The 24,262-nt window shown below is 63.1% G+C and carries 22 protein-coding genes; 13 read left to right on the top strand and 9 right to left on the bottom strand.

Features of this window, described 5'->3' with window-relative positions; all coding sequences use genetic code 11:
• Window positions 1-13: 13 nt before the first annotated feature.
• The 6 genes from AC1DWQ_RS13920 to AC1DWQ_RS13895 form a co-directional block, all read right to left on the bottom strand.
• Window positions 14-1,345 (bottom strand): cation:proton antiporter, encoded by a 1,332-nt coding sequence (locus tag AC1DWQ_RS13920; RefSeq protein ID WP_477670162.1) that lies wholly within the window; start codon window positions 1,343-1,345, stop codon window positions 14-16.
• A 185-nt stretch (window positions 1,346-1,530) separates the two neighbouring features.
• The gene (locus AC1DWQ_RS13915; RefSeq protein ID WP_477670161.1) at window positions 1,531-2,736 is read right to left on the bottom strand and encodes a phospholipase A; all 1,206 of its coding nucleotides are present in this window, start codon (window positions 2,734-2,736) and stop codon (window positions 1,531-1,533) included.
• Between the two features lie 24 nt (window positions 2,737-2,760).
• Window positions 2,761-3,147 carry a hypothetical protein gene (locus AC1DWQ_RS13910; RefSeq protein ID WP_477670160.1) on the bottom strand — a complete coding sequence of 129 codons (387 nt, stop codon included), beginning with the start codon at window positions 3,145-3,147 and terminating at the stop codon, window positions 2,761-2,763.
• Window positions 3,148-3,553: 406 nt separating this feature from the next.
• Window positions 3,554-5,647 carry an ATP-dependent helicase gene (locus AC1DWQ_RS13905; RefSeq protein ID WP_477670159.1) on the bottom strand — a complete coding sequence of 698 codons (2,094 nt, stop codon included), beginning with the start codon at window positions 5,645-5,647 and terminating at the stop codon, window positions 3,554-3,556.
• A 271-nt stretch (window positions 5,648-5,918) separates the two neighbouring features.
• Window positions 5,919-6,782 carry an IclR family transcriptional regulator gene (locus AC1DWQ_RS13900; protein WP_477670158.1) on the bottom strand — a complete coding sequence of 288 codons (864 nt, stop codon included), beginning with the start codon at window positions 6,780-6,782 and terminating at the stop codon, window positions 5,919-5,921.
• A gap of 236 nt (window positions 6,783-7,018) precedes the next feature.
• On the bottom strand, window positions 7,019-7,303 hold the full coding sequence (locus AC1DWQ_RS13895) for a hypothetical protein (RefSeq protein WP_477670157.1): 285 nt from the start codon (window positions 7,301-7,303) through the stop codon (window positions 7,019-7,021).
• 21 nt (window positions 7,304-7,324) lie between these two features.
• Between AC1DWQ_RS13895 and AC1DWQ_RS13890 the strand changes: the two genes are divergently transcribed.
• The 12 genes from AC1DWQ_RS13890 (at window position 7,325) to AC1DWQ_RS13835 (ending at window position 19,513) form a co-directional block, all read left to right on the top strand.
• A complete protein-coding gene (locus AC1DWQ_RS13890) occupies window positions 7,325-8,863 on the top strand; it encodes a sugar ABC transporter ATP-binding protein (RefSeq protein WP_477670156.1) in 1,539 nt (512 codons plus the stop codon).
• A gap of 22 nt (window positions 8,864-8,885) precedes the next feature.
• Window positions 8,886-9,881, top strand: a complete 996-nt coding sequence (locus AC1DWQ_RS13885; protein WP_477670155.1) for an ABC transporter permease — start codon at window positions 8,886-8,888, stop codon at window positions 9,879-9,881.
• Window positions 9,882-9,989: 108 nt separating this feature from the next.
• Window positions 9,990-10,934 carry a substrate-binding domain-containing protein gene (locus AC1DWQ_RS13880; RefSeq protein WP_477670220.1) on the top strand — a complete coding sequence of 315 codons (945 nt, stop codon included), beginning with the start codon at window positions 9,990-9,992 and terminating at the stop codon, window positions 10,932-10,934.
• A 78-nt stretch (window positions 10,935-11,012) separates the two neighbouring features.
• A complete protein-coding gene (locus tag AC1DWQ_RS13875; protein WP_477670154.1) occupies window positions 11,013-12,293 on the top strand; it encodes an L-fuconate dehydratase in 1,281 nt (426 codons plus the stop codon).
• Window positions 12,294-12,354: 61 nt separating this feature from the next.
• Window positions 12,355-13,146, top strand: a complete 792-nt coding sequence (locus AC1DWQ_RS13870) for an L-fucose dehydrogenase (RefSeq protein WP_477670153.1) — start codon at window positions 12,355-12,357, stop codon at window positions 13,144-13,146.
• A gap of 185 nt (window positions 13,147-13,331) precedes the next feature.
• Window positions 13,332-14,393, top strand: a complete 1,062-nt coding sequence (locus tag AC1DWQ_RS13865; RefSeq protein ID WP_477670152.1) for a porin — start codon at window positions 13,332-13,334, stop codon at window positions 14,391-14,393.
• Between the two features lie 221 nt (window positions 14,394-14,614).
• On the top strand, window positions 14,615-15,568 hold the full coding sequence (locus AC1DWQ_RS13860) for an AEC family transporter (protein WP_477670151.1): 954 nt from the start codon (window positions 14,615-14,617) through the stop codon (window positions 15,566-15,568).
• 174 nt (window positions 15,569-15,742) lie between these two features.
• Window positions 15,743-16,180, top strand: coding sequence for a YciI family protein (locus tag AC1DWQ_RS13855; RefSeq protein ID WP_477670150.1), 438 nt, complete (start codon window positions 15,743-15,745; stop codon window positions 16,178-16,180).
• Window positions 16,181-16,245: 65 nt separating this feature from the next.
• Window positions 16,246-17,019: a YciI family protein gene (locus AC1DWQ_RS13850; RefSeq protein WP_477670149.1), complete on the top strand. Its 774-nt coding sequence runs from the start codon at window positions 16,246-16,248 to the stop codon at window positions 17,017-17,019.
• Between the two features lie 174 nt (window positions 17,020-17,193).
• On the top strand, window positions 17,194-17,730 hold the full coding sequence (locus AC1DWQ_RS13845; RefSeq protein WP_477670148.1) for an SRPBCC family protein: 537 nt from the start codon (window positions 17,194-17,196) through the stop codon (window positions 17,728-17,730).
• Window positions 17,731-17,767: 37 nt separating this feature from the next.
• Entirely contained in the window at window positions 17,768-18,208 is a 441-nt protein-coding gene (locus AC1DWQ_RS13840; protein ID WP_477670147.1) for a YciI family protein, read from the top strand.
• A gap of 6 nt (window positions 18,209-18,214) precedes the next feature.
• Window positions 18,215-19,513 carry an RNA polymerase sigma factor gene (locus AC1DWQ_RS13835; RefSeq protein ID WP_477670146.1) on the top strand — a complete coding sequence of 433 codons (1,299 nt, stop codon included), beginning with the start codon at window positions 18,215-18,217 and terminating at the stop codon, window positions 19,511-19,513.
• A 7-nt stretch (window positions 19,514-19,520) separates the two neighbouring features.
• Here AC1DWQ_RS13835 and AC1DWQ_RS13830 read toward each other — a convergent pair whose 3' ends face one another.
• On the bottom strand, window positions 19,521-20,807 hold the full coding sequence (locus AC1DWQ_RS13830) for an MFS transporter (RefSeq protein ID WP_477670145.1): 1,287 nt from the start codon (window positions 20,805-20,807) through the stop codon (window positions 19,521-19,523).
• Window positions 20,808-20,947: 140 nt separating this feature from the next.
• Between AC1DWQ_RS13830 and AC1DWQ_RS13825 the strand changes: the two genes are divergently transcribed.
• On the top strand, window positions 20,948-21,712 hold the full coding sequence (locus AC1DWQ_RS13825; RefSeq protein ID WP_477670219.1) for an ArsR/SmtB family transcription factor: 765 nt from the start codon (window positions 20,948-20,950) through the stop codon (window positions 21,710-21,712).
• Here the strand turns inward: AC1DWQ_RS13825 and priA are convergent.
• Both priA and AC1DWQ_RS13815 read right to left on the bottom strand, forming a co-directional pair.
• Window positions 21,709-23,910: a replication restart helicase PriA gene (priA, locus tag AC1DWQ_RS13820; RefSeq protein ID WP_477670144.1), complete on the bottom strand. Its 2,202-nt coding sequence runs from the start codon at window positions 23,908-23,910 to the stop codon at window positions 21,709-21,711. The two genes, AC1DWQ_RS13825 and priA, sit on opposite strands and share 4 nt — an antisense overlap.
• Window positions 23,907-24,248: a hypothetical protein gene (locus AC1DWQ_RS13815; RefSeq protein WP_477670143.1), complete on the bottom strand. Its 342-nt coding sequence runs from the start codon at window positions 24,246-24,248 to the stop codon at window positions 23,907-23,909. Before AC1DWQ_RS13815 ends, priA begins: the two co-directional genes overlap by 4 nt.
• Between the last annotated feature and the right edge of the window lie 14 nt (window positions 24,249-24,262).

The following is a 24,262-nucleotide window of genomic DNA, read 5'->3' as shown; positions in this document are numbered from 1 at the left end:
ACCGGCCGTTTTCTCAGGGCCTGCGGCGTTTGCCCGGTTTGCGCGCCTCATAGCGTTTCATCAGCGGCGTGACCGAAATGCCGTGGGCAATCACCGAGGCGACGACCACCGCGAGCGTGATGGAAAGCAGCCGCTGCGCGAGCGCGGGCGGGAGGTGGTGGTTGATGGCGTAGAGCAGGTAATACAGCGAGCCGATGCCGCGAATGCCGAACCAGGCCATCAGGCGGCGCTGCGAACCCCTGACCGGCGTTCCCAGCAGTCCGATAAAAACCGCCGCCGGCCGGATCACCAGGAACAGCGCCGGGATAAACCACAGCACTTCAGGGCGAAAGCGTGTGGTGGCGACCAGCACGCCCACGGCCAGCACGATGGCGACTTCCACGAAGCTTTCCAGCTGGCTGTTAAAGCGCTCTACTGCGCGCATCATGTGGGCGGGCGCTTCCGCGCCCGAGGCTTCCTGGTCATCGGGGCTCAGCGTTTCGTCGGGCGCGGCCGCAGCCTGGGGCGCGGGCCGCGCATCGGGCTCGTCGATGCGGCGCAGCGCCAGGCCCGCCGTAAACACCGCCAGGAAGCCGTAGGTGTGAAAGAGCAGCGCCAGGCCGTACGTCAACCCGATGAGCCCCAGCGCGATGAATTCGTCCGAGCCCAGCGCTTCGCGGTGGCGCATGCGCAGGTAAAGAATGGCGCGGCCCACCAGCGTGCCGAGCAGCCAGCCCAGGGCCAGGCCGCCGGCCACGGCCCACAGCACATCGACGGCCCACCAGCGCCAGCCGCCTTCGCCGAGTTCGTGCAGCCCCAGCAGGCCGAGCCCAAGCATCACAAACGGAAATGCGGTGCCGTCGTTCAGCCCGCCTTCACCGGTGAGGCCGAAACGCAGGCGGTCGCGGTCGCCCGGATTGGCCACCTGAACGTCGGAGGCCAGCACCGGGTCGGTCGGTGCGAGGATGGCGCCCAGCAGCACAGCGGCGCCCACGGGCAGATCCAGCACATAAACGCCCAGTGCGGTGATGGCGGCCACGGTGACCACCATCGACACGGTTGCGAGTTGCACCGGAATGCGCCAGCGCCCATCCCGCACGCGGAACTCGAGCTTCATGCCGGCGGTGAACAGTGAGATCAGCACGGCCACCTCCGTGAGGCGCTCCAGCAGCACCGTGTTCTTGAGGGCGTCGAGTTTGAGCAGCCCCAGCCCGACGGGACTGACCGCCAGGCCGACGCCGAGGTACAGCATGGCGGCGCTCAGCGGAAGCCGCGCAATGAAAGAGCCGCCCAGAGTCATGGCAATCAGCAGCGCACCGGCCACGATGCAGGCCAGCGTGAAGGTGGTGGGCTCGGCAAAAGTCATCGCCCCACCTTACGGCAAGCGGGGGCGTTGCGGTATCAGCCGACGCGCCGTTGCCGTGGTGCCTGGATACGCTTGGCAGACACGTTTGCGCCCCATTCCTCAAGCGAAAAGCGCTCCGGGGCTAATAAATAGCAACGCAATCAGCTATAAAAACCATAGCAAGCCGCGGAATGTCGTTCCAGCGCCTACCAGTCCACCAGGCTCAGGCCGATGCTCAGAACATTGCGCTTTCGGTTGTAGTCCACGAGGCTGTCACCGTAGCCGCTGAAAAGCTGCACGTGATAACGCAGGCCGGTGTAGTTGGGCGACGAGGCCGGCGCCATCATCCAGTCAAACCGGGCCGAACCGCGGGCCTCCTTGCGCAGCGAATGCCGCAGCGTGACACCCACGGTGTTGGCCTTGTTGATCTGCCAGCTGCCCGTGACTTCTGCGCGGCCCACATAGTTTTCGATGCCGGGGTTGTCGTCGTTGCCCGAGGACTCCTTGAGCCGGTCCCAGATGCGCCCCTGCAGGATCAGGCCTGAGTCCTGGCCCAGTGTTTTCTCGGCGGCGCCCATCAGGTAGACGCGGTTCCAGCTGCGTGATAGCGGCAGCGACTGGCCGTTGGACTGGTGCACCAGCCCCAGGCCCGAGAGCCGGTAGTTCCAGCCACCGGCCAGCGGAATCTGGTGCGGGTAGATGTAGATCACCTCGGGCTCGTGGTCGGTGGTGCGAAACGGCCGCGAGATGCTGCCGTTGAACAGCTGCCAATAGCTTTGCTGCGTGTAGCCGAACCAGACCGAGTCATGGTCGTCGTCGTCGTTGTCGCCGCTTTTCAGCAGGCCTTTGGCGACCTTGGTGCGCACCGACAGCTGGATTTTGTTTTCAGTGCGCATATAGGGCACGGAGGTCAGCGCGGTATGCCCTGCGGAGGGTGATGAGGGCTGTGTGTTCACGCTGTCGGCGGTGGAGACGGCCAGCGTGATCGGCCGGTAGCCGCGCAGCGAAAACGTATCGCAGTCGGTGCCGCGCTGCAGTTCCCAGAAACGGGATAGTTCCGAGTACCTGGTGTTTTTGCAGCCGATCGGCTTGCCGTCCGGCGCTTCGGTGTTCAGTGATGGCAGCAGCAGCACCGGGGTGGCCGGCTGGCCGGTCTGGGCATTGGCCGGCGCTGTGGTCAGGCTGGGCGCCGGTGTGTTGGCGGGCGTTTGCGCATCTGCCCATTGCTGGAAGCAGGTGAGCTGCGCCGCAGGGTCGCCCTTCATGGCCTGACAGGTTTGCCAGCCTGTGCTGGATGGGCGGTTTGCCAGCGTGGCCTGTGCATGTGCCGCAGCCGTGGTGCCAAGACCCAGGAGGGCCGGAAGCACCGTGCAAAGCGATGCAGCAGCAGGATTGAGAGATTTCAGTGGCATGGTCGGTCTTGAAAATTGCGCTGTTCAGGGCAGCCGGGTCAGCGTAAAAGGCACATCGGGTGCATTGTCCGGGGCGCTGCTGCTGGTGTCTTTCCAGGTGCCCTTGAAGGCCTTGCCGCAAGAACCTTCGACCATTTCGCCGTTCCAGGTGCCGGTGATGCTGACATTGTCGGAGGACTCGTCGAGCAGCAACATGCCGCCCTCCAGGTCACCGGCCAGTGCTGCCTTGGCCGCATGTCCGGCAATGGCTTTGGAACCGGCGGCCGGCCCCAGATCGCGGCTCACGATGCCGGCCAGGCTTTCGGCGAATTCGGCATGCCGTTCCAGCAGCATGGTGGCGCGGGCCGGCAAGCCGGCAGGTGGGCGGTCAAAGCGCACGGCCCACAGGCCATGGAGTTGCGCGGCTTTCATCTCCGTGGCGGCCGGGCACGTGGCGTCAGGTTTCGTTTGGGCCGTAGCGCTAGCGGATACTGCGCAAGCGGCGATTAAAAAAAGAGCGGGTCGAAGAAAAAGCAAAGTCATGAACAAGTGAGTGCACGGCCTGGCCGTGCAGTACGGGCTGTAGCAACGCAGCAAGGCGGACGGAGCGGCCAAGGCTGCAGTGCAGGGGGTGAAACGGAAAACTCGGGCACGCGAGTGCGGGGTTGATGCAACGCGCAGGCCGTGGAGCTTGCGCACTATCTCATGAATAGATCTCAATCAGGTAAAGCACCGGTAAAAACCCGCGGCCTGAAACTGTTTGTAACCACAGCACTGAAAACGCCTTCATGCGGCCCGGCACCTGATCTCGCGCCGTTAACCACGGAACAGGGCTGCGCTAGCGCGTCTCTGCCGCCGCTGCTGCCGCCGCAATCCCGTCCGCTGACTTCTTCGCAAATTCCGCGCGCAAGGCCTTGAGCTTTTCTCGCGGGTCTTCTTTCACCGTGGCTTTGTCCAGTGCCATCTCGGCGATGAAGCGGCTGGGTGCGCCGGGAATCATGTCGCGGCCCTTCTTGCGTTTGCGCAGCCAGTTCACAGCCAGCGTGCGCTGCGCGCGGGTGATGCCCACATACATCAGGCGGCGCTCTTCCTGCAGGCGCAACGCGATGCTGTCGGTATTGACTCCGTCATCGTCTTCCAGCTTGAAGGGCAGCAGGCCTTCGTTCACGCCGGCCAGCACCACGTGCGGCCACTCCAGGCCCTTGGCGGCATGCAGGGTGGAGAGCGTCACCACGTTCTGGTCGCCTTCGCGTTCGCTGATGGTGGAGAGCAGCGCAATAGTTTGCACCACTTCGAGCATGGTTTTGGTTTCGGCGGCCACCACGGCGCCTGAGGCGTCATCGATCTGCCCGCCGCAGCGCTGGGCCACCCAGTCGCAAAAATCCATCACGTTGGTCCAGCGCGCGGCTGCGAGTTTTTCGCTGTCTTCGCCGTCGTAGAGGTGCTTCTCGTAGTCGATTTCCTTGAGCCAGTCGTTCAGGAAAACGCGCGCGTCTTCCGCACCCACAGTGCGCTTGGCGCGGTACTCAAGATCGTTGAGGTAGCGGCCAAACTCGTGCAGCGAGCCCACCGCCTTGGCCGGCAGCACCGAGCCCAGCGAGTTACTGAAGAGTGCCTCAAACAGGCTTTGCTTTGACTGGCTCGCGAAGGTGCCGAGTGCGCCCAGCGTGGTGTGGCCGATGCCGCGCTTGGGTGTGGTCACCGCGCGCATGAATGCCGGGTCGTCATTGTTGTTGACCAGCAGCCGCATCCAGCAGCACAGGTCCTTGATTTCGGCACGGTCAAAAAAACTTTGACCGCCCGAGACCTTGTACGGAATGTTGGCTTTGCGAAAGGCCTTCTCGAAAGGCTTGGCCAGGTGGTTGGCACGGTACAGCACGCAAAAATCTTTCCACTCCTTGTACTGCCCGCCTTCTGCCTGCAAGCTGCCTTCGGCGCGCAGGCTCTGGATGCGGGCCACCACGCGCTCGGCTTCGTGCTCCTCGCTGTCGCAATCGATCACGCGCACCGGCTCGCCTTCGCCGAGCTCGCTGAACAACGTCTTGGGAAACAGCTTGGGGTTGGGGCCGATCACGTTGTTGGCCGCGCGCAGGATGGCGCTGGTGGAGCGGTAGTTCTGCTCGAGCTTCACAACCTTGAGGTTGGGATAGTCCTGCGGCAGCTTTTTCAGGTTGTCCAGCGTGGCACCGCGCCAGCCGTAAATCGACTGGTCATCGTCGCCCACCGCGGTGAAGCGGCCGCGCGGGCCGACGAGCAGCTTGAGCATCTCGTACTGCGTGGCGTTGGTGTCCTGATATTCGTCGACCAGCACATGGCCCAGCGATTGCTGCCATTTTTCGCGCACGTTGTCGTGCTCGCGCAGCAGCTTGAGCGGCAGGCCGACCAGGTCGTCGAAGTCGACGCTCTGGTAGGCGGTCAGGCGCTCTTCGTAGTGCGCCATGACGCGGGCAATGGCGCGCTCTTCGTCGCCATTGGCCTGCGCCAGGGCTTCGGCTGCGTTGAGGCCCATGTTCTTCCACAGGCTGATGGTCCATTGCCATTGCCGCGCCGTGGCCGCATCGGTGCTGCCGCCGGCGTCCTTGATGATGCTGGTCACGTCGTCGCTGTCGAGAATCGAGAACTGGGGTTTGAGGCCCAGCGCCGCGCCGTCCTGGCGCAGCATGCGCACGCCCAGCGCGTGGAAGGTACAGACCAGCACGCCTTTGGCGCTTTTGCCGATCAGCGCCTTGGCCCGCTCGCGCATTTCGGCGGCGGCTTTGTTGGTGAAGGTGATCGCGGCAATCTGTTCGGGCTTGAGGCCGGACTGGATCAGCCGGCCTATCTTGTGCGTGATAACCCGCGTCTTGCCGGAACCTGCGCCCGCCAGTACCAGGCAGGGACCATGCAGGTAGTTCACGGCTTCTTGTTGGGCGAGGTTCAGGCCGTGGGTCATGAAAAGAATCGGTTCCAGGGGAAAAATGCGCGGGACCGGCCTTGTCAGGTACTGCCGGTGAACGGCAAATCATAGCGGCTGCCCCCTTTGGGGCAGGCAACGTGGCTTGGCCCAGGCTGCCGGTTTCATGCCGGGCGCTTTGGCTGGATGAAAAAAGACCGCGCCCGCACGGAACCACCCCAAGCCCCGGATTCAAGCAATAAATGCTTGCGGCGCAATGCTGGTCTGCGCAAGCAGCTATCGAATCAATAGCATACGAGCAAGCACGGCTTCATGCGTTCCGGCTCGCCGGGGCGAACCCACCTTGCGTCAACGACAGTGCCTGGGCTGCCTGCTGCAGTAGCAGGCGCACGGTTTTCTGGTCGGGGCCGACGTGGCGGTCTATGCGCCGCACGTAAGGGCAGGTCAACGCGGCCAGGGCGCTGTGGTCGGGCCCGAAGATGGGGCAGGAGATATCGGCCACGCCGAAAGACTGCAGGCTGTCGCGCTCGAAATAGCCTTGCTCCCGGATGACACCGAGGGCGGCAGCCAATGCATCGGACCCGATCGGCACTTCGCCTTCGAGTGCGGTGTGCTGGGCCAGCATTTGCTGAGCCTGGCTGGCATCTGCGAAAGCCAGCAACACCCGGCCCGAGGCGGTATCGACCAGCCCGACATGCACGCCCACGCGGATCGTCATGCTCCAGGTGCCGGGGCCGTTGACCTGCGCGGTGATCAGCACATTGCCCTGGTCGTAAACGCCCATGTGGCAGGCCTGCTCAGCCTTGTGCGCAAAGGCCTCCATGATGGGAATGGCCTGGGTCACCAGCCGGTTGAGCGGTGGATGCATGTGCGCCAGCGTGAAGAGTTTCAGGCTCAGCGAATAGCGGTCGCCCGAGAGCGAACGCATGACATATTGCCGTGCCACCAACCGCTCCAGCATGCGGTAGATCTCGCTCGCGTTGCGGTCCATTTCCTTGACGATCTCCGCGCGCGTCAGGCCCTGCGGCTGGCGAGCCAGCAACTCAAGGATGTCAAGGCCCTTATCAAGCGCCGGTGCCCGGTAGCGGTCGTCGGCAAGAGGCGGGGGTGCGGTGGCGCCGGCGTCGTTCGTGTTCTGGTCATTCGTCGGGAGAACGGAATATTTTTGTGTCATGGCGGCAGGGTGGGTGAGGTCGAAGGCATTGCAATTTTGATATGTAACGCAGCGCTCTTGATATGGCACGCGGCGCTCGCGAAGACTTTCGCCTTCATTGTTTTGGATTTATTTACTTTTGCACTTAATGTTCATCAATAAATTAAATCCTGACTTAGGGAAAGTCCGGAGCTTGGAAAGATGAGCAAATTTCTATGATTCACACCGCTTCGATCCATAAGTGAATAGATTGTTCATCAATGAACCATTTGTAACAATAAGTTTCCTGATTTTGGTGCCTTCGCCTCATTGAACGGTTCCTTCAACGCAAAAAGGTTTTTTGTCATGCACCCAGGAAGTTTGGAAGGAAAAACAGTATCGATCTGCGCGGCCGCCCAAGGCGTCGGCCAGGCCCGTACGCCGGTTTGCCTGGCCCCGGGTGATTCCGGGCGTTGCTGCAGCGCCTGGTTGGGGCGCACTCCGGGCCAGTCGATGGGCCGTCTGGCCACGGTCAACGACATCGCGCCGATCTGAGCGAGCACCGCGCCTGTCCGGAACCGCCCATGACACCTCTTGTGAGCATCAGCAACCTGTGCAAATCCTTTCCGGGAGTGCGCGCGTTGCACAACGCCAGGCTTGAGGTTGCCGCAGGCGAGGTGCATGCGCTGATGGGCGAGAACGGCGCCGGGAAATCGACCCTGATGAAAGTGCTGGCCGGGGTCTACCAGAAGGATGCGGGCGAGATCAGCATCGACGGTCAGGCGGTCGAGATTGCCAGCCCGCGCGCTGCGCAGGCGCTGGGCATCGGCATCATCCACCAGGAACTCAACCTGATGAGCCATCTGAGCGTGGCGCAGAACATCTTCATCGGACGCGAGCCGCTCGGGCGGCTTGGGCTGTTCATCGATACCGAGAAGATGGCCCGCGACACGAAAGCGATTTTCGACCGCCTGAACCTGAACCTGGAACCGCACACGCTGGTTTGCGACCTGACGGTGGCGCGCCAGCAAATGGTCGAGATCGCCAAGGCGCTGTCATTTGACTCGCGCGTGCTGATCATGGATGAGCCCACTGCCGCGCTGAACAATGCCGAAATCGACGACTTGTTCCGCATCATCGGCCAGCTCAAGCGCCACGGCGTTGGCATCGTGTACATCTCGCACAAGATGGACGAGCTCAAGCGCATCTCGGACCGCGTGACAGTGATGCGCGACGGCCAGTACATCGGCACCGTGCCGACTGCCACCACCAGCATGGACACCATCATCGGCATGATGGTCGGGCGCGCCCTGCTTGAAGACGAGAGGCCGCCGGCAACCGATCAGGGCCGGGAGACCGTGCTGGAGGTGCGCGGGCTCAATCGCGGCCGTACGATCAAGGATGTCAGCTTCACCGTGCGCAAGGGCGAAATCCTCGGGTTTGCCGGCCTGATGGGAGCGGGCCGGACCGAAGTGGCGCGTGCCGTGTTCGGCGCCGACAAAAGGGATTCAGGGGAGATCTGGGTCAGGGGCCGCCAGGTCGGGGTGCATAGCCCGGCCGACGCGGTTGAGCACGGCATCGGCTACCTGTCGGAAGACCGCAAGCACTTCGGTCTGGCCACCGGCATGGATGTGCAGACCAACATTGTGCTGTCGAGCTTGCGGCGGTTCTTGAGCTTCGGGTTCCTTCTCAGGCCCGCTGCCATACAGGACACGGCTGCGAAGCTGATCGCGCAACTGGGCATCAAGACCCCAAGCGCGCTGCAGAAAGTGGCGCTGCTGTCGGGGGGTAACCAGCAAAAAATCGTCGTCGCCAAATGGCTGGTGCGCGACTGCGAGATCCTGTTTTTTGACGAGCCTACGCGCGGCATTGACGTGGGCGCCAAGAGCGAAATCTACAAGCTGCTCAATGCGCTGGCGGCCCAGGGCCGTGCCATCGTGATGATCTCCTCCGAACTGCCCGAGGTGCTGCGGCTGAGCCACCGCATCGTGGTGATGTGCGAGGGCCGCATCACCGGCGAGCTGGTCGCACGGGACGCGACCCAGGAAAAAATCATGCAGCTCGCCACCCAGCGCGAAGCCCCGGCTGCCGTTTCCGGCATGGTTGCCGCTGCTGCTTTTTAAAAAAACGCCGGAACCATCACCCATGACCGTCTCCAAGTTGCTGCAAGGTTTCAAAACTGCAGCTTTTAGCAGCAACACCCGTCAAAAGCTGTTGGCATTTGCCAGCTTGCTGGGGTTGCTGATTTTCTTCAGCATGGCCTCGTCCAGCTTCATGCAGACCGACAACATGGTGGGCATTTTGCAGGCCACTGCGGTTAACGGCGTGCTGGCCATCGCCTGCACCTTTGTCATCATCACCTCGGGCATCGACCTGTCGGTGGGCACCTTGATGACCTTTTGCGCCGTCATGGCCGGGGTGGTGCTGACCTATTGGGGCCTGCCCTTCTACCTGGGCGTGCTGGCTGCCATTTTCTTCGGTGCGTTCTCTGGCTTCACCTCGGGCATGCTGATTGCCAAGCTGAAGATCCCGCCGTTCATTGCCACGCTGGGCATGATGCTCATGCTCAAAGGCCTGTCGCTGGTCATCACCCAATCCAAGCCAATCTATTTCAACGACACGCCGGAGTTCTCGGTCATTTCCCAGGAGTCGTTGATCGGTTATTTCCTGCCCGATCTGCCCATCCCCAATGCGGTGCTGATCCTGTTTGTGGTGGCGGTGGTATCCAGCCTGATCCTGAACAAGACGGTGCTGGGGACCTACACCTTCGCACTGGGCAGCAACGAAGAGGCGGTACGCCTGTCGGGCGTGAATGTGGACCGCTGGAAGATCATTGTCTACACGCTCAGCGGCGCGATTTGCGGCGTGGCCGGGCTGCTCATCGCTTCGCGCCTGAATTCCGCGCAGCCGGCGCTGGGCCAGGGCTACGAGCTGGATGCGATTGCCGCCGTCGTGATCGGAGGCACTTCGCTCAGCGGCGGGGCCGGCACGATTCTGGGCACCATCATCGGCGCCTTCATCATGAGTGTGCTGACCAACGGGCTGCGCATCATGTCGGTGGCACAGGAGTGGCAGACGGTGGTGACGGGCCTGATCATCATCGTGGCGGTGTATGCCGATATTTTGCGAAAGCGCAAGTAAATGAAAGCAAGTGCAGTTTTTATCAAAGAGAAGCCCAAATCCCACCCATGCCAACGTCTGATTTTTGATACCCCATAGCAAACCCCATAACGATCGGAGACAAACATGATTTTGAAACGCACACTTTTGAGCCTCGCACTGGGCCTTGGCCTGGCTTCTACCTTGAGCACGACGGCGCTGGCTGCCGACGAGATCTACATTCCCATGATCTCCAAGGGCTTTCAGCACCAGTTCTGGCAAGCCGTCAAGGCCGGCGCCGAGCAGGCCGGCAAGGACTACAAGGTCAAGGTGACCTTCGAAGGCCCCGAGAGCGAGAGCATGGTGGACAAGCAGATCGACATGTTCGCGGCGGCGCTGGCCAAAAAGCCGTCGGCCATCGGCTTTGCCGCGCTGGACAGCAAGGCATCGATCCCGCTGCTGAAAAAGGCCCAGGCCGCCAAGATCCCGGTCATCGCATTTGACTCGGGCGTGGACAGCGATATTCCGGTGACCACGACCACCACCAACAACGTGGCCGCCGCAGCCCTCGCCGCCGACAAGATGGCCGAGCTGATCGGTAAAAGCGGCGATGTCGCCCTCGTGGTGCATGACCAGACCAGCCGCACCGGCATCGATCGCACCGACGGATTTGTCAACCGTATCAAGTCAACCTATCCCAACATCAAGATCGTCAGCGTGCAGTACGGCGGCGGCGACCAGCTCAAATCGACCGAGATCACCAAGTCCATCCTGCAGGCCAACCCTAACCTCAAGGGAATTTTCGGCGCCAACGAAGGCTCGGCCATCGGTGCACTGAATGGCGCCAGGGAGATGAAGCGCAAGGTGGTGATCATCGGCTACGACTCCGGCAAGCAGCAAAAGGCCGCCATCATGGACGGCTCAATGGCCGGCGCCATTACCCAGAACCCGGTCGGCATTGGCTACAAGACGGTGGAGGCGGCGGTCAAGTCCCTCAAGGGCGAAAAGCTGCCCAAGGTCATCGACACCGGCTTTTACTACTACGACAAGACCACCATCAATGATCCCAAGATCGCTGCGGTTCTGTATGACTGATGGGTGCGGCGGCCTCAGGGCTACCACGCGCTGAAGCGCTTCTTCACCAGGCAAACAGCAATCCCCAGGCAATCCTTCATGAGCACTATCCAATCCATGCGTGTCGTCGATGTGCGCTTTCCCACGTCGCGGCATCTCGACGGCTCGGACGCGATGAATCCGGACCCGGACTATTCGGCCGCCTATGTGGTGCTGGAAACCGGCGAGCCGGGGCTTGAAGGCCATGGCCTGACCTTCACCATCGGCCGCGGCAATGAAATCTGCTGTGCCGCCATCGAAGCCATGCGCCACCTGGTGGTCGGTCTCGACATGGACTGGGTGACCGAAGACATGGGCCGCTTCTGGCGTTACATCACCTCGGACAGCCAGCTGCGATGGATCGGCCCCGACAAGGGCGCGATCCACCTGGCGACTGCCGCCGTGGTCAATGCCGTGTGGGACCTGTGGGCCAAGCAGGAGGGCGTGCCGGTGTGGAAGCTGGTGGCCCGCATGAGCCCGGAAGAGATCGTCAGGCTGATCGACTTCCGCTACATCACCGACTGCATCACGCCGGCCGAAGCGCTGGCGCTGTTGACGCGCCAGGCCGCCGGCAAGGACGCGCGCCTGAAGACGCTCGAGCAGGAAGGATACGCCTGCTACACCACTTCCGCCGGCTGGCTGGGCTATGACGACGAAAAGCTCAGGCGCCTGGCCCAGGAGGCGGTGGACGCCGGCTTTTCGCACATCAAGCTCAAGGTGGGCCGCGACCTGCAGGACGACATCCGGCGGGTGCGCGTCGCCCGCGAGGTGCTCGGCCCCGACCGCACCCTGATGATCGACGCCAACCAGGTGTGGGATGTCAACGAGGCGATTGAGTGGCTGGGCCACCTGGGCTTTGCCAAGCCCTGGTTCATCGAAGAGCCGACCAGCCCCGACGACATCGAGGGTCACCGCCGCATCCGCGAGGCGGTGAAGGGCGACATGCAGGTCGCCACCGGCGAGATGTGCCAGAACCGCGTCATGTTCAAGCAGCTCATCATGCAGGGCGCCATTGACGTGGTGCAGATCGACGCCTGCCGCCTGGGCGGGGTCAACGAGGTGCTGGCCGTGATGTTGATGGCGGCCAAATATGGGCTCAAGGTTTGTCCGCATGCCGGCGGGGTCGGCTTGTGCGAATACGTGCAGCACCTGTCGATGATCGATTACCTCTGCATCGCCGGTACCAAGGAAGGCCGGGTGATCGAATACGTGGACCACCTGCACGAGCATTTCGTGGACCCCTGCGTGATTCGCCATGCCGCCTACATGCCGCCGCAGCGGCCTGGCTATTCGATTGAGATGAAGCGCGAGTCGCTGGCGCAGTACGCCTTCAAGGGCTGATGGCCGCTACACACCCTCGGCTGAGCCTGACCATAACCAACATCTGACACCGGAGCCCTTGATGAATTTGCACCTTCAAAACAAGATTGTCATTGTCACCGGCGGGGGCGCCGGAATTGGCGGGGCCATCAGCCTGCAGCTGGCGCGGGAGGGCGCCGTGCCGGTGATCTTCGGCCGCAGCCCCTTGTTGCCGGAATTTTCCGCGGCCTTGCGGGAGCTCGGTGCACGCCATGGGTTTTTCCAGCTCGACCTTGAAAGCGAATCGGCCTGCCGGACCGCGGTGCAGGGTGCCGTGGCCGAATTCGGCGGCATTGATGCGCTGGTCAACAACGCCGGCGTCAACGACAGCGTCGGCCTGGAGGCCGGCCCCGAGGCCTTCGAGCGCTCGCTGCAGTCCAACCTGATGCATTACTACCTGATGGCTCACCTGTGCCTGGACCAGCTAAAGGCCAGGCGCGGCGCCATCGTCAACATTTCCTCCAAGACGGCGCTCACTGGGCAGGGCAACACCAGCGGCTACGTCGCGGCCAAGGCGGCCCAGCTGGGGCTGACACGCGAATGGGCTGCCGCCCTGGCGCCACATGGCGTGCGGGTCAATGCGGTGCTGCCGGCCGAAGTCATGACGCCGCTCTATGAAACGTGGCTCAAGACCTTTGCCGACCCGGCAGCGGCGCTGGCCGACATCACGGCCCGGATCCCCCTGGGCCAGCGCATGACGACCGACCGCGAAATTGCCGACACGGTAGTGTTCCTGCTGTCCGATCGCGCCTCACACACGACGGGCCAGTGGATTCATCCCGATGGCGGTTATGTGCATCTGGACCGCGCCTTGCCTGTCGGCGGACCACCATGAACAGACATCAACACGGCCAAAACGCCATGCGGCGCTGCCAGCTACCGAGCCCTGAAAAGCACGATGAAGCTCGCCGCAGATTTTCCCCGCCCGAACCGGGTTCGCTCTGGGCAGCCATGCCGGCGGATGGGCATATCCGGACTTTTTAACTGACTCAACCTAACCATAGCAAAGAGAGACAAATCATGAAAGCTGCTTTCCGTAGTGTGTACCTCGGTGTGGCCTGCGCGGCCGCGCTGGCGCCACAGTTGGCCTCGGCCCAGTCCAGTGTCACCATGTACGGACGTGCCGTATCAGGCCTGGCGTATATCGACCATGTGTATGACCCGGTGGCCAATGCCAGCTTCTCCAAAACCATGGTGGCCAGCAACCAGTGGGGCACCAGCATGTGGGGCATGAAGGGCAAGGAAGACCTGGGCGGCGGGCTGGCGGCCAACTTCCTTCTCGAAAGCGGGTTTGAACTGAAAAACGGCTCGGTCGGCTCGGCATTGTTCAACCGCCGCGCCTATGTCGGTCTGTCCAACGCCAGCTGGGGCAGCTTCCGTCTTGGCAAGAACCTGTTCATCAGCAACGACGTGTGGGACCTGGACCCGACCGGCCAACAGTGGGTGGGCAGCGCCACCCTGGTCAGGGGCCGCAGCTGGCCCGGTGCCAGCAACGTGGTCGAGTATTCAACGCCTGATATGGGCGGCTTCAGCGCCACCGGGCAAATCTCGTTTGGCGAACAGGCTGGAAACAGCAAGGCCAACCGCGGCGAGGGCATATCGATGACCTATGCGAACCAGGACCTGATGCTGCGCGCCATCTATTCAGAGCGCCGTAATGCTGCCGCCACCTTCACGGATGTTTTCAGCACCTCCAAGGAAACCATCATAGGCGGCACATACAAGTTCGGCCCGGCCAAGCTCTATGCGGCCTACGACTACATCACCGCACCCGACGCGGCCCTCACAGCCGCGTCCAAGCTCAAGCATGCCTGGGTTGGCGTTCGTTACGATGTGACGCCAGCGCTCACGCTGATCGGTTCGGTCTTCCACGTGAAGTCTGACCGGGTGGCCGGCAAGGCCACGCTGGGCATGGTGGGTGCGGACTACAGCATGTCCAAGCGCACGTTGCTGTACGCATCATTCGGCAGCGTCAGCAACTCCAGTGGTGCCAACTTCGGGGTGGACGGGGGCATCTCGGGAAATCCGAATGTCAACCAGGGGCAAAGAACCATTTACGCGGGCATTGCGCACAGCTTTTAAAGGGCAACGCCGCCGGGGGAGCTAGGCGCTCGGCGGCAGGCTGGCTGGGTCAGATCGGTATCACCTGACGCGGACCCGCTGGCCAACCATTTTTTGCTATTAAAAACATAGCTGCTCGCGCAGGCGATGCCTGCGCCGCAGCTATTTTTTATGCTCAATCGATGTGCAAGCGGGACCGTGCTGCTCACTCGCACGCAAGGGCGTGGGCGACAATCAGTGCCGTGCTCCGCATTCTTTTCGTCACTTTCCCTTTTTTCGCCCTGGTGCTGTGCGGCTACCTTGCTGCACGCCGGGGCCTGCTCCCGCAGCTGGCCATTCCTGGCCTCAATACCTTCGTGTTGTATTTCGCATTGCCCTGCATGCTGTACCGCTTTGGCGCCGGCACGCCGATTGCGCAGCTGCTGGACGCGAGCCTGGTGGCGGTCTACCTGGTGTGCGCGTTGCTGATGGTGGCTTTCACCGTGATGCTCACGCGCAAGGGCCGTATTGCCTGGAACGATGCGTCTTTCGGTGCGCTGGTGGCGGCTTTCCCCAATACGGGCTTCATGGGCGTGCCGCTGCTGGTGGCACTGCTGGGCGCTCAGGCCGCCGGCCCGGCCATCGTCACCATCCTGGTTGACTTGCTCGTGACAAGCTCGCTGTGCATCGCGCTGTCGCGGCTGGACTCGGCCGACATTCATGGCGCAGAGGTCGCTGCGCAAAAAGCGCTCAAGGGCGTGGCGCTCAATCCCATGCCGTGGGCGATTGTGCTGGGCGCGCTATCGTCCGGGCTGGGTGTGATGTTGCCAGGGCCGGTGATGCAGACCGTCGGGCTGCTGGCCGATGCGGCCTCGCCTGTGGCGCTGTTCACCATTGGCGCGGTGCTGGCGCGCTCGCAGATGAACAGTACGGCTGCCACACCCCTGAAGGAGTATGTGCCGGTTGCGCTCATCAAACTGGTGGTGCACCCGGTATTGGTGGGCCTCGTCGGGTTGGGTGCCATCGCTGTGGGCGTGCCGCTGCAACCCTTCGCACTCACGGTCATCGTACTGGTGGCGGCGTTGCCCAGCGCCAGCAATGTGGCGCTGCTGGCCGAGCGCTTTGGCGCGGACAACGGCCGCATCGCGCGCATCATCCTGTTGTCGACGGTGCTGGCTTTTTTCAGCTTTTCGGCAGCAGTGACCCTGCTGACCTGAGCCAGGTACCAGGCCTTTTCGGCCGTCGTTACAAAAAAACCTAAAAAAAATGGTCCCGCGTTGTCGATTTCGCGCTTTCCGTTCGTCGTACCGGTAAGAGCAGGATTTTTCTGCCCGGGTTGTCCGGGCTCTCCGCTCCCAACGCAAACCTAACGCAACACCAAGGAGTCCGAAATGAAATTCATGGTCCTCATCAAAGCCGACAAACACAGCGAAGCCGGCGAAATGCCCAGCGAACAACTGCTGGCCGACATGGGCAAGTTCAACGAATCGCTGGTCAAGGCTGGCGTGATGCTGGCGGGCGAAGGCTTGCACCCCAGCGCCAAAGGCGCGCGCGTCAGGTTTTCCGGCAGCAAGCGCACCGTGATCGACGGGCCTTTCCCCGTAACCAAAGAGTTGGTCGCCGGTTTCTGGATGCTGCAAGTCTCGTCGAAAGAAGAGGCGATTGAGTGGATCAAACGCTGCCCCTTGCCGCCTGAGAGCGAGGCCGAAATCGAAATCCGCCAGGTGTTTTCGGCTGAAGACTTCGGCGCCGAATTCACGCCTGAACTTCGCGAAGCCGAAGAGCGCTTGCGCCAGCAGGTCGAAGCACAGACTGCCGCGAAGTCCTGAAAGCGGGCGCCTGGCTGCCGGGCCCGTGTTTGAGGTAAAAACCGGGTTCCAAGGAGACTTCACGCATGCAATACATGATCCTGCGCAAATCCGACGCGAGCACTGAAGCCGGCGAGCTGCCCAGCCCCGCACTGCTGGCCGCCATGGGCGCCTACAACGAAGAACTGGCCAAGGCCGGCATGCTGCTGGGCGGCGAGGGCCTGCAGGCAAGCTCAAAGGGCGCGCTCATCCGGTTTTCCGGTGGCAAGCCCACGGTCATCGATGGCCCCTTCACCGAAGCCAAAGAGCTGATCGCCGGTTTCACCATGATTGAGGCGGCTTCCAGGGGTGACGCACTGGAATGGCTTAAACGCTGGCCTCAAGAGGATGCGGATGGCAACACCTCGCTGGAAATCCGCGAGGGCGGTTGCCCCGGCGGCCTGCGCGGCGTCGCCGGGGAAGGCGCGCCGCCGCTGCCCGAGGGGTTCCGCCGCTTCATGATTTTGCTCAAGGCCAATGACCGCGCCGAAGCCGGCATCGTGCCCGACAGCCAGTGGCTGGGGCGCATGGCCCAACACAACGACGAAGCCGTCAAGGCTGGCGTGCTGCTCATGGGTGAAGGGCTCAAGCCCAGCGCCAGCGCGTCGCGCATGAAGTTCACCCGGGGCAAACCCAGCGTGATGGACGGGCCCTTCGCCGAAGCCAAGGAATTGCTGGCCGGTTTCTGGATCATCCAGGCGCGTTCGCTGCAGGCTGCGGTGGACTGGGCCTTGGCCTATCCCTTCCCGTTTCGCGATACGGAAGAGGTTGAGGTGGAAATCCGGCTGCTGTATGAAGCTGCCGATTTCGCACAGGCCTAGCGTTCTTGGCTTGGGTCAAAAAATAATTGAAATTTTTCGACCCGGCCTGTCGATTTCGGGTTTTTCGTTCGTCGTACCGGTGAGCAGACGCTTTTTGGAGGCCGGAAAGGGCCTGTGAATCCGGCGCTCGACCATTTACGAAGTGAACAAACACCAACTTAAAGGGATACAAACATGTTCAAGACCATCGCCATCATTGCGGCCGTCGCCATCGTGGTTTTCATCGTGGCCGTGCTGATACTGGCCTCCAACAAGCCAGACACCTTCCGCGTACAACGCCAGACCACCATCCAGGCGCCGCCCGAGAAAATCTTCCCGCTGATCAATGACTACAAACAGTGGGCCGCCTGGTCGCCCTGGGAGAAAAAGGACGCGGCCATGAAGCGCAGCTTCAGCGGTCCGGCCACCGGCAAGGACTCGGCCTACGCCTGGGAAAGCAAGGAAGTCGGCACGGGTGACATGCTGATCACCGAGTCCGTACCGTTTTCGCTCGTCAGGATAGACCTGAACTTCAGCAAGCCTTTTGAGGCCCATAACAAGGTGGTTTTTACCATCCAGCCGCAAGCCGGTGGCAGCGTCGTGAGCTGGGAGATGGCGGGCCCCGCGCCCCTGATGGCCAGGGTCATGCATGTCTTCTTCGATATGGACAAGATGGTGGGCAAGGATTTCGAAGCAGGCCTGGCCGACCTGAAGGCTGCTGCAGAAAAGTAAGCCCGGCTCACCCGCCCCACACTCAAGGAGTATTCAAATGCGATTCATGATGCTGATGATCCCCAAAGGCTACGAAACTGCCGACGCAGGCACCATGCCCAGCGCCGACGCCGTCGCCGCGATGATGAAATACAACGAGGAGCTGCAAAAAGCCGGCGTGCTGCTCGCGCTGGACGGCCTGCACCCACCCTCCATGGGCGCCCGCGTAACCTTTCCCGGTGGCAAGGCCCATGTCAAGGACGGCCCTTTTGCCGAAGCCCGTGAAGTGCTGGGCGGCTACTGGATGATCAACGTGGCCTCGCGCGAGGAAGCCATCAAGTGGGCAACGCGCTGCCCGGGCGGCGAGAACGAAATCATCGAAGTGCGGCAGGTGCAGGAGATGTCTGACTTTCCGCCTGACGTACAGGAGGCTGCCGCCGGTTTCGTCGAGATGCAACAAGCGCCGAGCGGGAAGAGCGCAAAAGGCAAGGGCGCCTGAAGCCGCATGGCGTCGCATGAAACCCATCGTGCCATCGACGCCGTATGGCGCATCGAATCGGCCAAGGTCATCGCCAAGGTTGCGCGCATGGTGCAGGAGGTGGGCCTGGCCGAAGAGATCGCGCAGGACGCGCTGGTCACGGCGCTGGAGCGCTGGCCGAAGATCGGCGTGCCGGACAACCCGGGCGCCTGGCTTATGGCCGTCGCCAAGCACCGGGCCATCGACTACCTGCGGCGGCGCAAGCTGCTGGCGCTCAAGCATGAAGAGCTGGGCCATGAACTCGAGCTGGAGCAGGAAATGGCTTTCGCCGATGTAGACGATCCCGGCTCTGGCGACGACGGCGCCGACGACTACGGCGACGATCTGCTGCGCCTGATCTTCACCGCTTGCCACCCGGTGCTGTCCACCGAGGCGCGCATTGCGCTCACGCTGCGGCTGCTGGGCGGCCTGAGCACCGACGAGATCGCGCGCGCCTTCCTGGTGCCTGAGCCCACGGTGGCCCAGCGCATCGTGCGTGCCAAGCGCACCCTGGCCGAGGCGCGCGTGCCTTTTGAAGTGCCTGGCCCTGAAGAGCGCGGCGCCCGGCTGGCTTCGGTGCTGGAAGTTATTTACCTGATCTTCAATGAAGGCTACTCAGCCACTTCGGGCGGCGACTGGATGCGGCCCGCGCTGTGCGACCAGGCCTTGCGACTGGGGCGCGTGCTGGCCGAACTCGCGACGCAGGAGCCTGAGGTTCACGGCCTGGTGGCGCTGATGGAAATCCAGGCCTCGCGCGCCAGGGCGCGCACCGGGCCTTCGGGTGAGCCCATCTTGCTGCTGGAGCAAAACCGGGCAAGCTGGGACCACATCCTGATACGCCGCGGCCTTGCGGCGCTGGCGCGTGCCGAGGCGCTGGGCGGTGCGCTGGGGCCGTATGCGCTGCAGGCCGCGATTGCCGCGTGCCATGCGCGTGCGCCCACGGGCGCCGACACCGACTGGCATCGCATCGCCGCGCTTTACGATGCGCTGGCGCAGCTCATGCCGTCACCGGTGGTGGAACTCAACCGCGCCGTCGCGCTGGCGATGGCTTTCGGCCCGGCGACGGGGCTGGAGGTGGCCGATGCGCTGCTGGCCGAACCCTTGATGAAAAACTACCATCTGCTGCCCAGCGTACGCGCCGACTTTTTGTTCAAGCTCGGCCGGCTCGAAGAAGCCCATGCGGAGTTCGAGCGCGCCGCGTCGCTCACCCGCAACCTGCGCGAGCGCGAACTGTTGCTGGCGCGCGCCGCAGCCTGCGCGCCGGGCTCCACACCGCGCCTTTCCTGACGCGTGTTTACGGTGCCGGCCTGCGGCCGCCCAGCATGCAGGCGATGGCCGCCAGCTGCAACAGCACGGTCGCGCCGAAGTAAAGGACTGTGCCCGCACCGAGGTGCGCCGGACTCCCGCCGGCTGTGACCAGCAGCAGGCCAAACGTGGCCGGCGCCAGCGCCCACAGACCCTGCGACATGGCCACGATCAACGCGATCACCCGCGGAACATCGCCCTTGACGAACTCCACCTGTGCCACCAGCGGCGGCAGCGAAGTGGTGTTGCCGATACCGACGCCGAACAGCACCACGCCGGCAAGAATCAGCACGGTCTGGTGTTCCGCCGCACAAGCCAGCAGCAGTGAGCCGGTGATCTGCACCGCGTAGCTCACGCTGGCGACCAGTCGCCGGTCGGCATCCACCGGCATGCATTTGGCGACGATGGTGCGGCCGCCGATGGCGCAAGCGGTGGCCAGCGCCATCGCCAGGCCCGCGCCTTGGGTGCTGAGCGCTGACACCAGCAGCGAATACAAATGCGTGATCAAGCCGGCCTGGGCAAACATGCTCAGCGCCATCGCCGCGGCCAGCGTACGAAAGCTGCGGTCTCGCCACAGCAGGCGGCCCGGCAAGGGTTTGGCATGCGCAGAGGTGACGGTGCGCGAGGGTGTGCCCGGTGCATCACCGTCAGGCTGCTGGCCCATGCGCTCCGGCGTTTGCGTGATGACGTAAAAACACAGGCAGACCACCACGGTCAGCATGGCCGCGCCCACCAGCAAGGTGGCGGCGGTAAAACCCAACGCGGCGATCAGCGCGCCCCATAGCGGTGAGAAAATCACACCGCCCAGGCTGGCGCCGTTGTAGGCCTTGGCCAGTGCCAGGGGCCGGCCGCGCATAAACCAGGGCGAGATGATGGCGTTGATCCCCGCCGCGCCCATGGTGACCCAGCCGCCGCCCGTCAGCATGGCAGCCGCAAACAGTTGCCAGGGCTGTGCAGCCAGCGCCCAGCCCAGAAGTCCCAGTGCCAGCGCGGCGGCGCCCGCAGCGGTAGTGGCGGCGACCCCCAGCCGGGCGTGGATGCGCGGCAGGCAGGCCACCACGCCCGCGCCGAATAAAAAGTGAAAGGTCACGGCGCTTGATACCAGTGGCAACGCCCAGCCGGTGCGGGCGATCACCGCATGCAGAAAAATCGCCGGGCTGTAAAAGCCAATACCCCAGCCGAAGATGGCCAGTACAAAGGCGGCGCGCACAACGGTGGCGCCGTAAAAGGCGCGTGGCACCGGCGGCTGGAGGGCGGAGGTCGTTGGCAATTCCATGGAGTTCTCCGTGTGAGAAGGCAGCGACTGCTGCATGGCCTCCATGGTGCGGCGAAGAGGGTGCGCGATGCTTCGCCCCGGAGCGAAGCATGGGGTTTGCGATGCTGCTAAGGTTGGTATCCAGAAGGTCTTAAACCATGATGAATACCAACCAAATCGCGCACATCGCCTCGTTGGTCGGCGAGCCGGCCCGCACCGCCATGCTGATGGAGCTGCTGGACGGCCGATCGCTCACCGCCCACGAACTGGCCGGCGTTGGCAACGTGTCGCCGCAAACCGCCAGCCGCCACCTGGCCCTGATGGTCGAAGGCGGCCTCCTGTGCGTAGAGCAACACGGCCGGCACCGCTACCACCGCCTGGCCTCGGTCAACGTGGCCCGGGTGCTGGAAGGCATCACACAACTGGCTTCACAGAACGCACCCGCGCCGCGCCGCGCCGTGGTGCCCGGCCCCAAGGACGCCGCCATGCGCATGGCCCGCAGCTGCTACGACCACATCGCCGGCCGCCTCGGCGTGGCCATTGCCCATCACCTGCTGGAAGACGGCGCCATCACCTTTGACGGCGAAGCCGGCCACGTCACCCCCAAGGCCAATGCCGTGCTGGCGCGCCTGGGCATTGAGCTGTCAACGTCGCCAACCAGCATCAACACCAAACGGCCTTACTGCCGCCCGTGCCTGGACTGGAGCGAGCGCCGCTTCCACGTCGCCGGCCAACTCGGCACGCTGATCTGCAATCACAGCCTCGAGCGCGGCTGGCTGTTGCGCCGCCAGGGTATGCGCGCGCTGGAGATCACACCTAAAGGCGCGGTGGCGCTGCGCGACTGGATGGGGCAGGAGGACTGGCGGCAAGTGACGGAGGGAGAGACCTTCCCAGCGCGGCAAAGCCCGGTGTTACGTGTTGCTTAAATCGCAATCGGATCCACATCAATCGCCCAGCGAATCAGGCTTTTGAATTCAGCCTGCTGTCGCGTTTCAAACAGCGTTGGTTGCCAGGCCGCGAGAAAACGTTGAAGCGCTGCGCGCGAGGGGCTTTCGACCAGCATCTGCGCGCGCTCGATATTGGCGACGCGCTGTATCGTCATCGGCACGGCCGGGTAAGCGGTGACCTGTTCGTGCCCTGTGAGTTGTTGCGCCTCGGCCTGGGCCGCTGCTGCGTTCAGAAATCCTTGTGCCACATCCTGCGCACGCGCCTCGGCGCGCACCAGCGCTGAAAAACCGAAGGGTGACATGCCCGCCGCTTCGCGCTCGGCCAACTGCTGCGTCGCAAAACCCGGATAGTCGTGCTTTTTAAGTGCTTCAAAAAGCGGATGGGCGGGGTGAAAGGTTTGCACCCACATCTCGCTGGCCTCGCTGTGTCGCGCGTCACGGCCGGCGCGGCCTCCCGCCTGCATTAAAAGGCTGAAGAGGCGCTCGGGTGCGCGGAAGTCGCTGGAGAACAGCGCCCCGTCAGGGTTGATGGCCGCCACCAGCGTGATGTGCCGGAAGTCGTGCCCCTTGGCGATCATCTGCGTGCCGACCAGCACGTCGACCTCGCCCGCATGCACGCTGGCCAGCTGCGATTCGAGCGCCCCTTTGAGCCGCGTCGTGTCAGCGTCGATACGGGCAATGCGCGGCGGCTCGCCGTCTGGCCGCTTCACGCCGGCCAGTAATTCGGCCAAATGTTCTTCCAGTCGTTCGGTGCCGCGTCCCACGGGCGCGATGTCGATGTTGCCGCAGCTCGGGCAGGCGCTCGGCACGCGTTCGGTGAAGCCGCAGTGGTGGCAGCGCAGGGTGCGGTCTATCTTGTGGAAGACGCGGTAGGCGCTGCAGTGCGGGCACTCGCTTTTCCAGCCGCAGTCATGGCAGGCCAGCACAGGCGCATAGCCGCGCCGGTTTAAAAAGATCAACGACTGCTCGCCACGGGCTACGCGCTGGGCGATGGCATCCAGCAGCGGCGGCGCAATCACGCAGTGCTTGGGCTGGTGGTTCATGTCTACACGCCGAACAAGCGGTAGGCCCCCACGCTCGCTCACTGCGTGTAGCTCGCTGCCCCCCGAGGGGGTTAATTTTCCTAGGGGCGGCCCGTCGGAAAATTGCAGCGCTTCCGTGCCCGTCACTAGAGGGCCGCCGATGCGTTCACTCATGGTCAGGCGTTGGTAGCGGCCTGTGAGGGTGGCCTGCCAGCTTTCCAGCGACGGTGTTGCCGAGCCTAGCAGCACACGACAAGGGCCGTGGGTATGCGTGGCGTCTTCGGTTTCGACCTTGGCGCGGTAGACCGCCAGGTCGCGGGCCGAATAGCGGGCGCCTTCCTGCTGCTTGTAGCTTGGGTCATGTTCCTCGTCGACCACCAGCAGGCGCAGATTCGGCATGGAGGCGAACACCGCCATGCGCGTGCCCAGCACCAGGCGCGCATGGCCGGCGTGGGCTGCCAGCCAGCTTTTCAGGCGCTGGGCTGGGGTCAGGCCGCTGTGCAAGGCCACCACGCGCTCTTTGCCCAGGTGGGCAAACCGTTCTTCAAAGCGCGACTGCAGTTGGGGCGTGAGGTTGATCTCGGGCACCATCACCAGCACCTGTGCCGTCGGGTCTTGCTCCAGCACGCGGGCCGCGGCGCGCAGGTAGACCTCGGTTTTGCCGCTGCCGGTGGCGCCGAACAGCAGCGCGGGCCGGGTATCGTTGTCAAATTCAGCCAGGGCAAGAGCCTGCTGCGCACTGAGCGGCATCAGCGCCGCGGTGTCCTGCGGGCCGCTGGTGTCAGCCACCGGGCGCTTGAGCCGCCGCGCCAGCTGAACATTGCTCAGGTCGCGCAGTTGCGGCGGCAATGCCGCCAGCGCCACCTCGCCCAGGGAGCGCTGGTAATAAGCCGCGGTGAACGTCACCAGTTTTCGCCAGGTCGCCGAAAGAGGCAGCAGCCCATCCAGCTCGCCGGTGACGTGGCGCGTCTGTATTTCCAGCAGCGTTCCACTGTCAGGCACCGCTTCCCACACGACCCCAAGGACTTCGCGCTTACCTAGCGGCACCCGCACCAGGGAGCCGACAGCAAGTGGCAATTCACTCTGGTAGGTCAGTGGCCCGGCGATGGAACTGTGCGCGGGCGCGGCAACGGCAACTTGAAGCCAATAGCTCATTTGGAGTAACTAAATGTGTTTACTTCTTGAGAAGTACATCCAGATAGTGCGCTAAGTCCTTGATTTACCATCGCTTTACAGATTTCCAGATTTTCTGTGGATAACTTTGTTGATAGCTTGCCTTGGCGCGTCGCGAAGCCTTGTAAATCAAGGCTTTTCTTAAACTGCCCGGAAAAAAAGCAATTTAAAGTCTCTATATAAATCAACAACTTACGTCCGCTATTGCTTTGATAGCGAAGCATGCCGCCTGCGTTCACCATTGCGGCACCGCAACACGAATTTTGTGCATAAGTCCGGGCGCCATCGCCCGGTTTTGTGCTAGCCATGGTTGAAATCATTCATCCCGTGGCCT

The sequence above is a fragment of the Polaromonas sp. P2_G11 genome, from assembly GCF_056403595.1.
Note: the sequence above shows the minus strand (reverse complement) of the source record. Positions and strands in the feature narration are given on the sequence as shown.

Bases quoted from the DNA above. Each gene is read 5' to 3' on its own strand.
- AC1DWQ_RS13920 (WP_477670162.1), bottom strand. From the start codon at position 1,345: ATGACTTTTGCCGAGCCCACCACCTTCACGCTGGCCTGCATCGTGGCC.
- AC1DWQ_RS13915 (WP_477670161.1), bottom strand. From the start codon at position 2,736: ATGCCACTGAAATCTCTCAATCCTGCTGCTGCATCGCTTTGCACGGTG.
- AC1DWQ_RS13910 (WP_477670160.1), bottom strand. From the start codon at position 3,147: ATGAAAGCCGCGCAACTCCATGGCCTGTGGGCCGTGCGCTTTGACCGC.
- AC1DWQ_RS13905 (WP_477670159.1), bottom strand. From the start codon at position 5,647: ATGACCCACGGCCTGAACCTCGCCCAACAAGAAGCCGTGAACTACCTG.
- AC1DWQ_RS13900 (WP_477670158.1), bottom strand. From the start codon at position 6,782: ATGACACAAAAATATTCCGTTCTCCCGACGAATGACCAGAACACGAAC.
- AC1DWQ_RS13890 (WP_477670156.1), top strand. From the start codon at position 7,325: ATGACACCTCTTGTGAGCATCAGCAACCTGTGCAAATCCTTTCCGGGA.
- AC1DWQ_RS13885 (WP_477670155.1), top strand. From the start codon at position 8,886: ATGACCGTCTCCAAGTTGCTGCAAGGTTTCAAAACTGCAGCTTTTAGC.
- AC1DWQ_RS13875 (WP_477670154.1), top strand. From the start codon at position 11,013: ATGAGCACTATCCAATCCATGCGTGTCGTCGATGTGCGCTTTCCCACG.
- AC1DWQ_RS13870 (WP_477670153.1), top strand. From the start codon at position 12,355: ATGAATTTGCACCTTCAAAACAAGATTGTCATTGTCACCGGCGGGGGC.
- AC1DWQ_RS13865 (WP_477670152.1), top strand. From the start codon at position 13,332: ATGAAAGCTGCTTTCCGTAGTGTGTACCTCGGTGTGGCCTGCGCGGCC.
- AC1DWQ_RS13855 (WP_477670150.1), top strand. From the start codon at position 15,743: ATGAAATTCATGGTCCTCATCAAAGCCGACAAACACAGCGAAGCCGGC.
- AC1DWQ_RS13850 (WP_477670149.1), top strand. From the start codon at position 16,246: ATGCAATACATGATCCTGCGCAAATCCGACGCGAGCACTGAAGCCGGC.
- AC1DWQ_RS13845 (WP_477670148.1), top strand. From the start codon at position 17,194: ATGTTCAAGACCATCGCCATCATTGCGGCCGTCGCCATCGTGGTTTTC.
- AC1DWQ_RS13840 (WP_477670147.1), top strand. From the start codon at position 17,768: ATGCGATTCATGATGCTGATGATCCCCAAAGGCTACGAAACTGCCGAC.
- AC1DWQ_RS13835 (WP_477670146.1), top strand. From the start codon at position 18,215: ATGGCGTCGCATGAAACCCATCGTGCCATCGACGCCGTATGGCGCATC.
- AC1DWQ_RS13830 (WP_477670145.1), bottom strand. From the start codon at position 20,807: ATGGAATTGCCAACGACCTCCGCCCTCCAGCCGCCGGTGCCACGCGCC.
- AC1DWQ_RS13825 (WP_477670219.1), top strand. From the start codon at position 20,948: ATGAATACCAACCAAATCGCGCACATCGCCTCGTTGGTCGGCGAGCCG.
- priA (WP_477670144.1), bottom strand. From the start codon at position 23,910: ATGAGCTATTGGCTTCAAGTTGCCGTTGCCGCGCCCGCGCACAGTTCC.
- AC1DWQ_RS13815 (WP_477670143.1), bottom strand. From the start codon at position 24,248: ATGATTTCAACCATGGCTAGCACAAAACCGGGCGATGGCGCCCGGACT.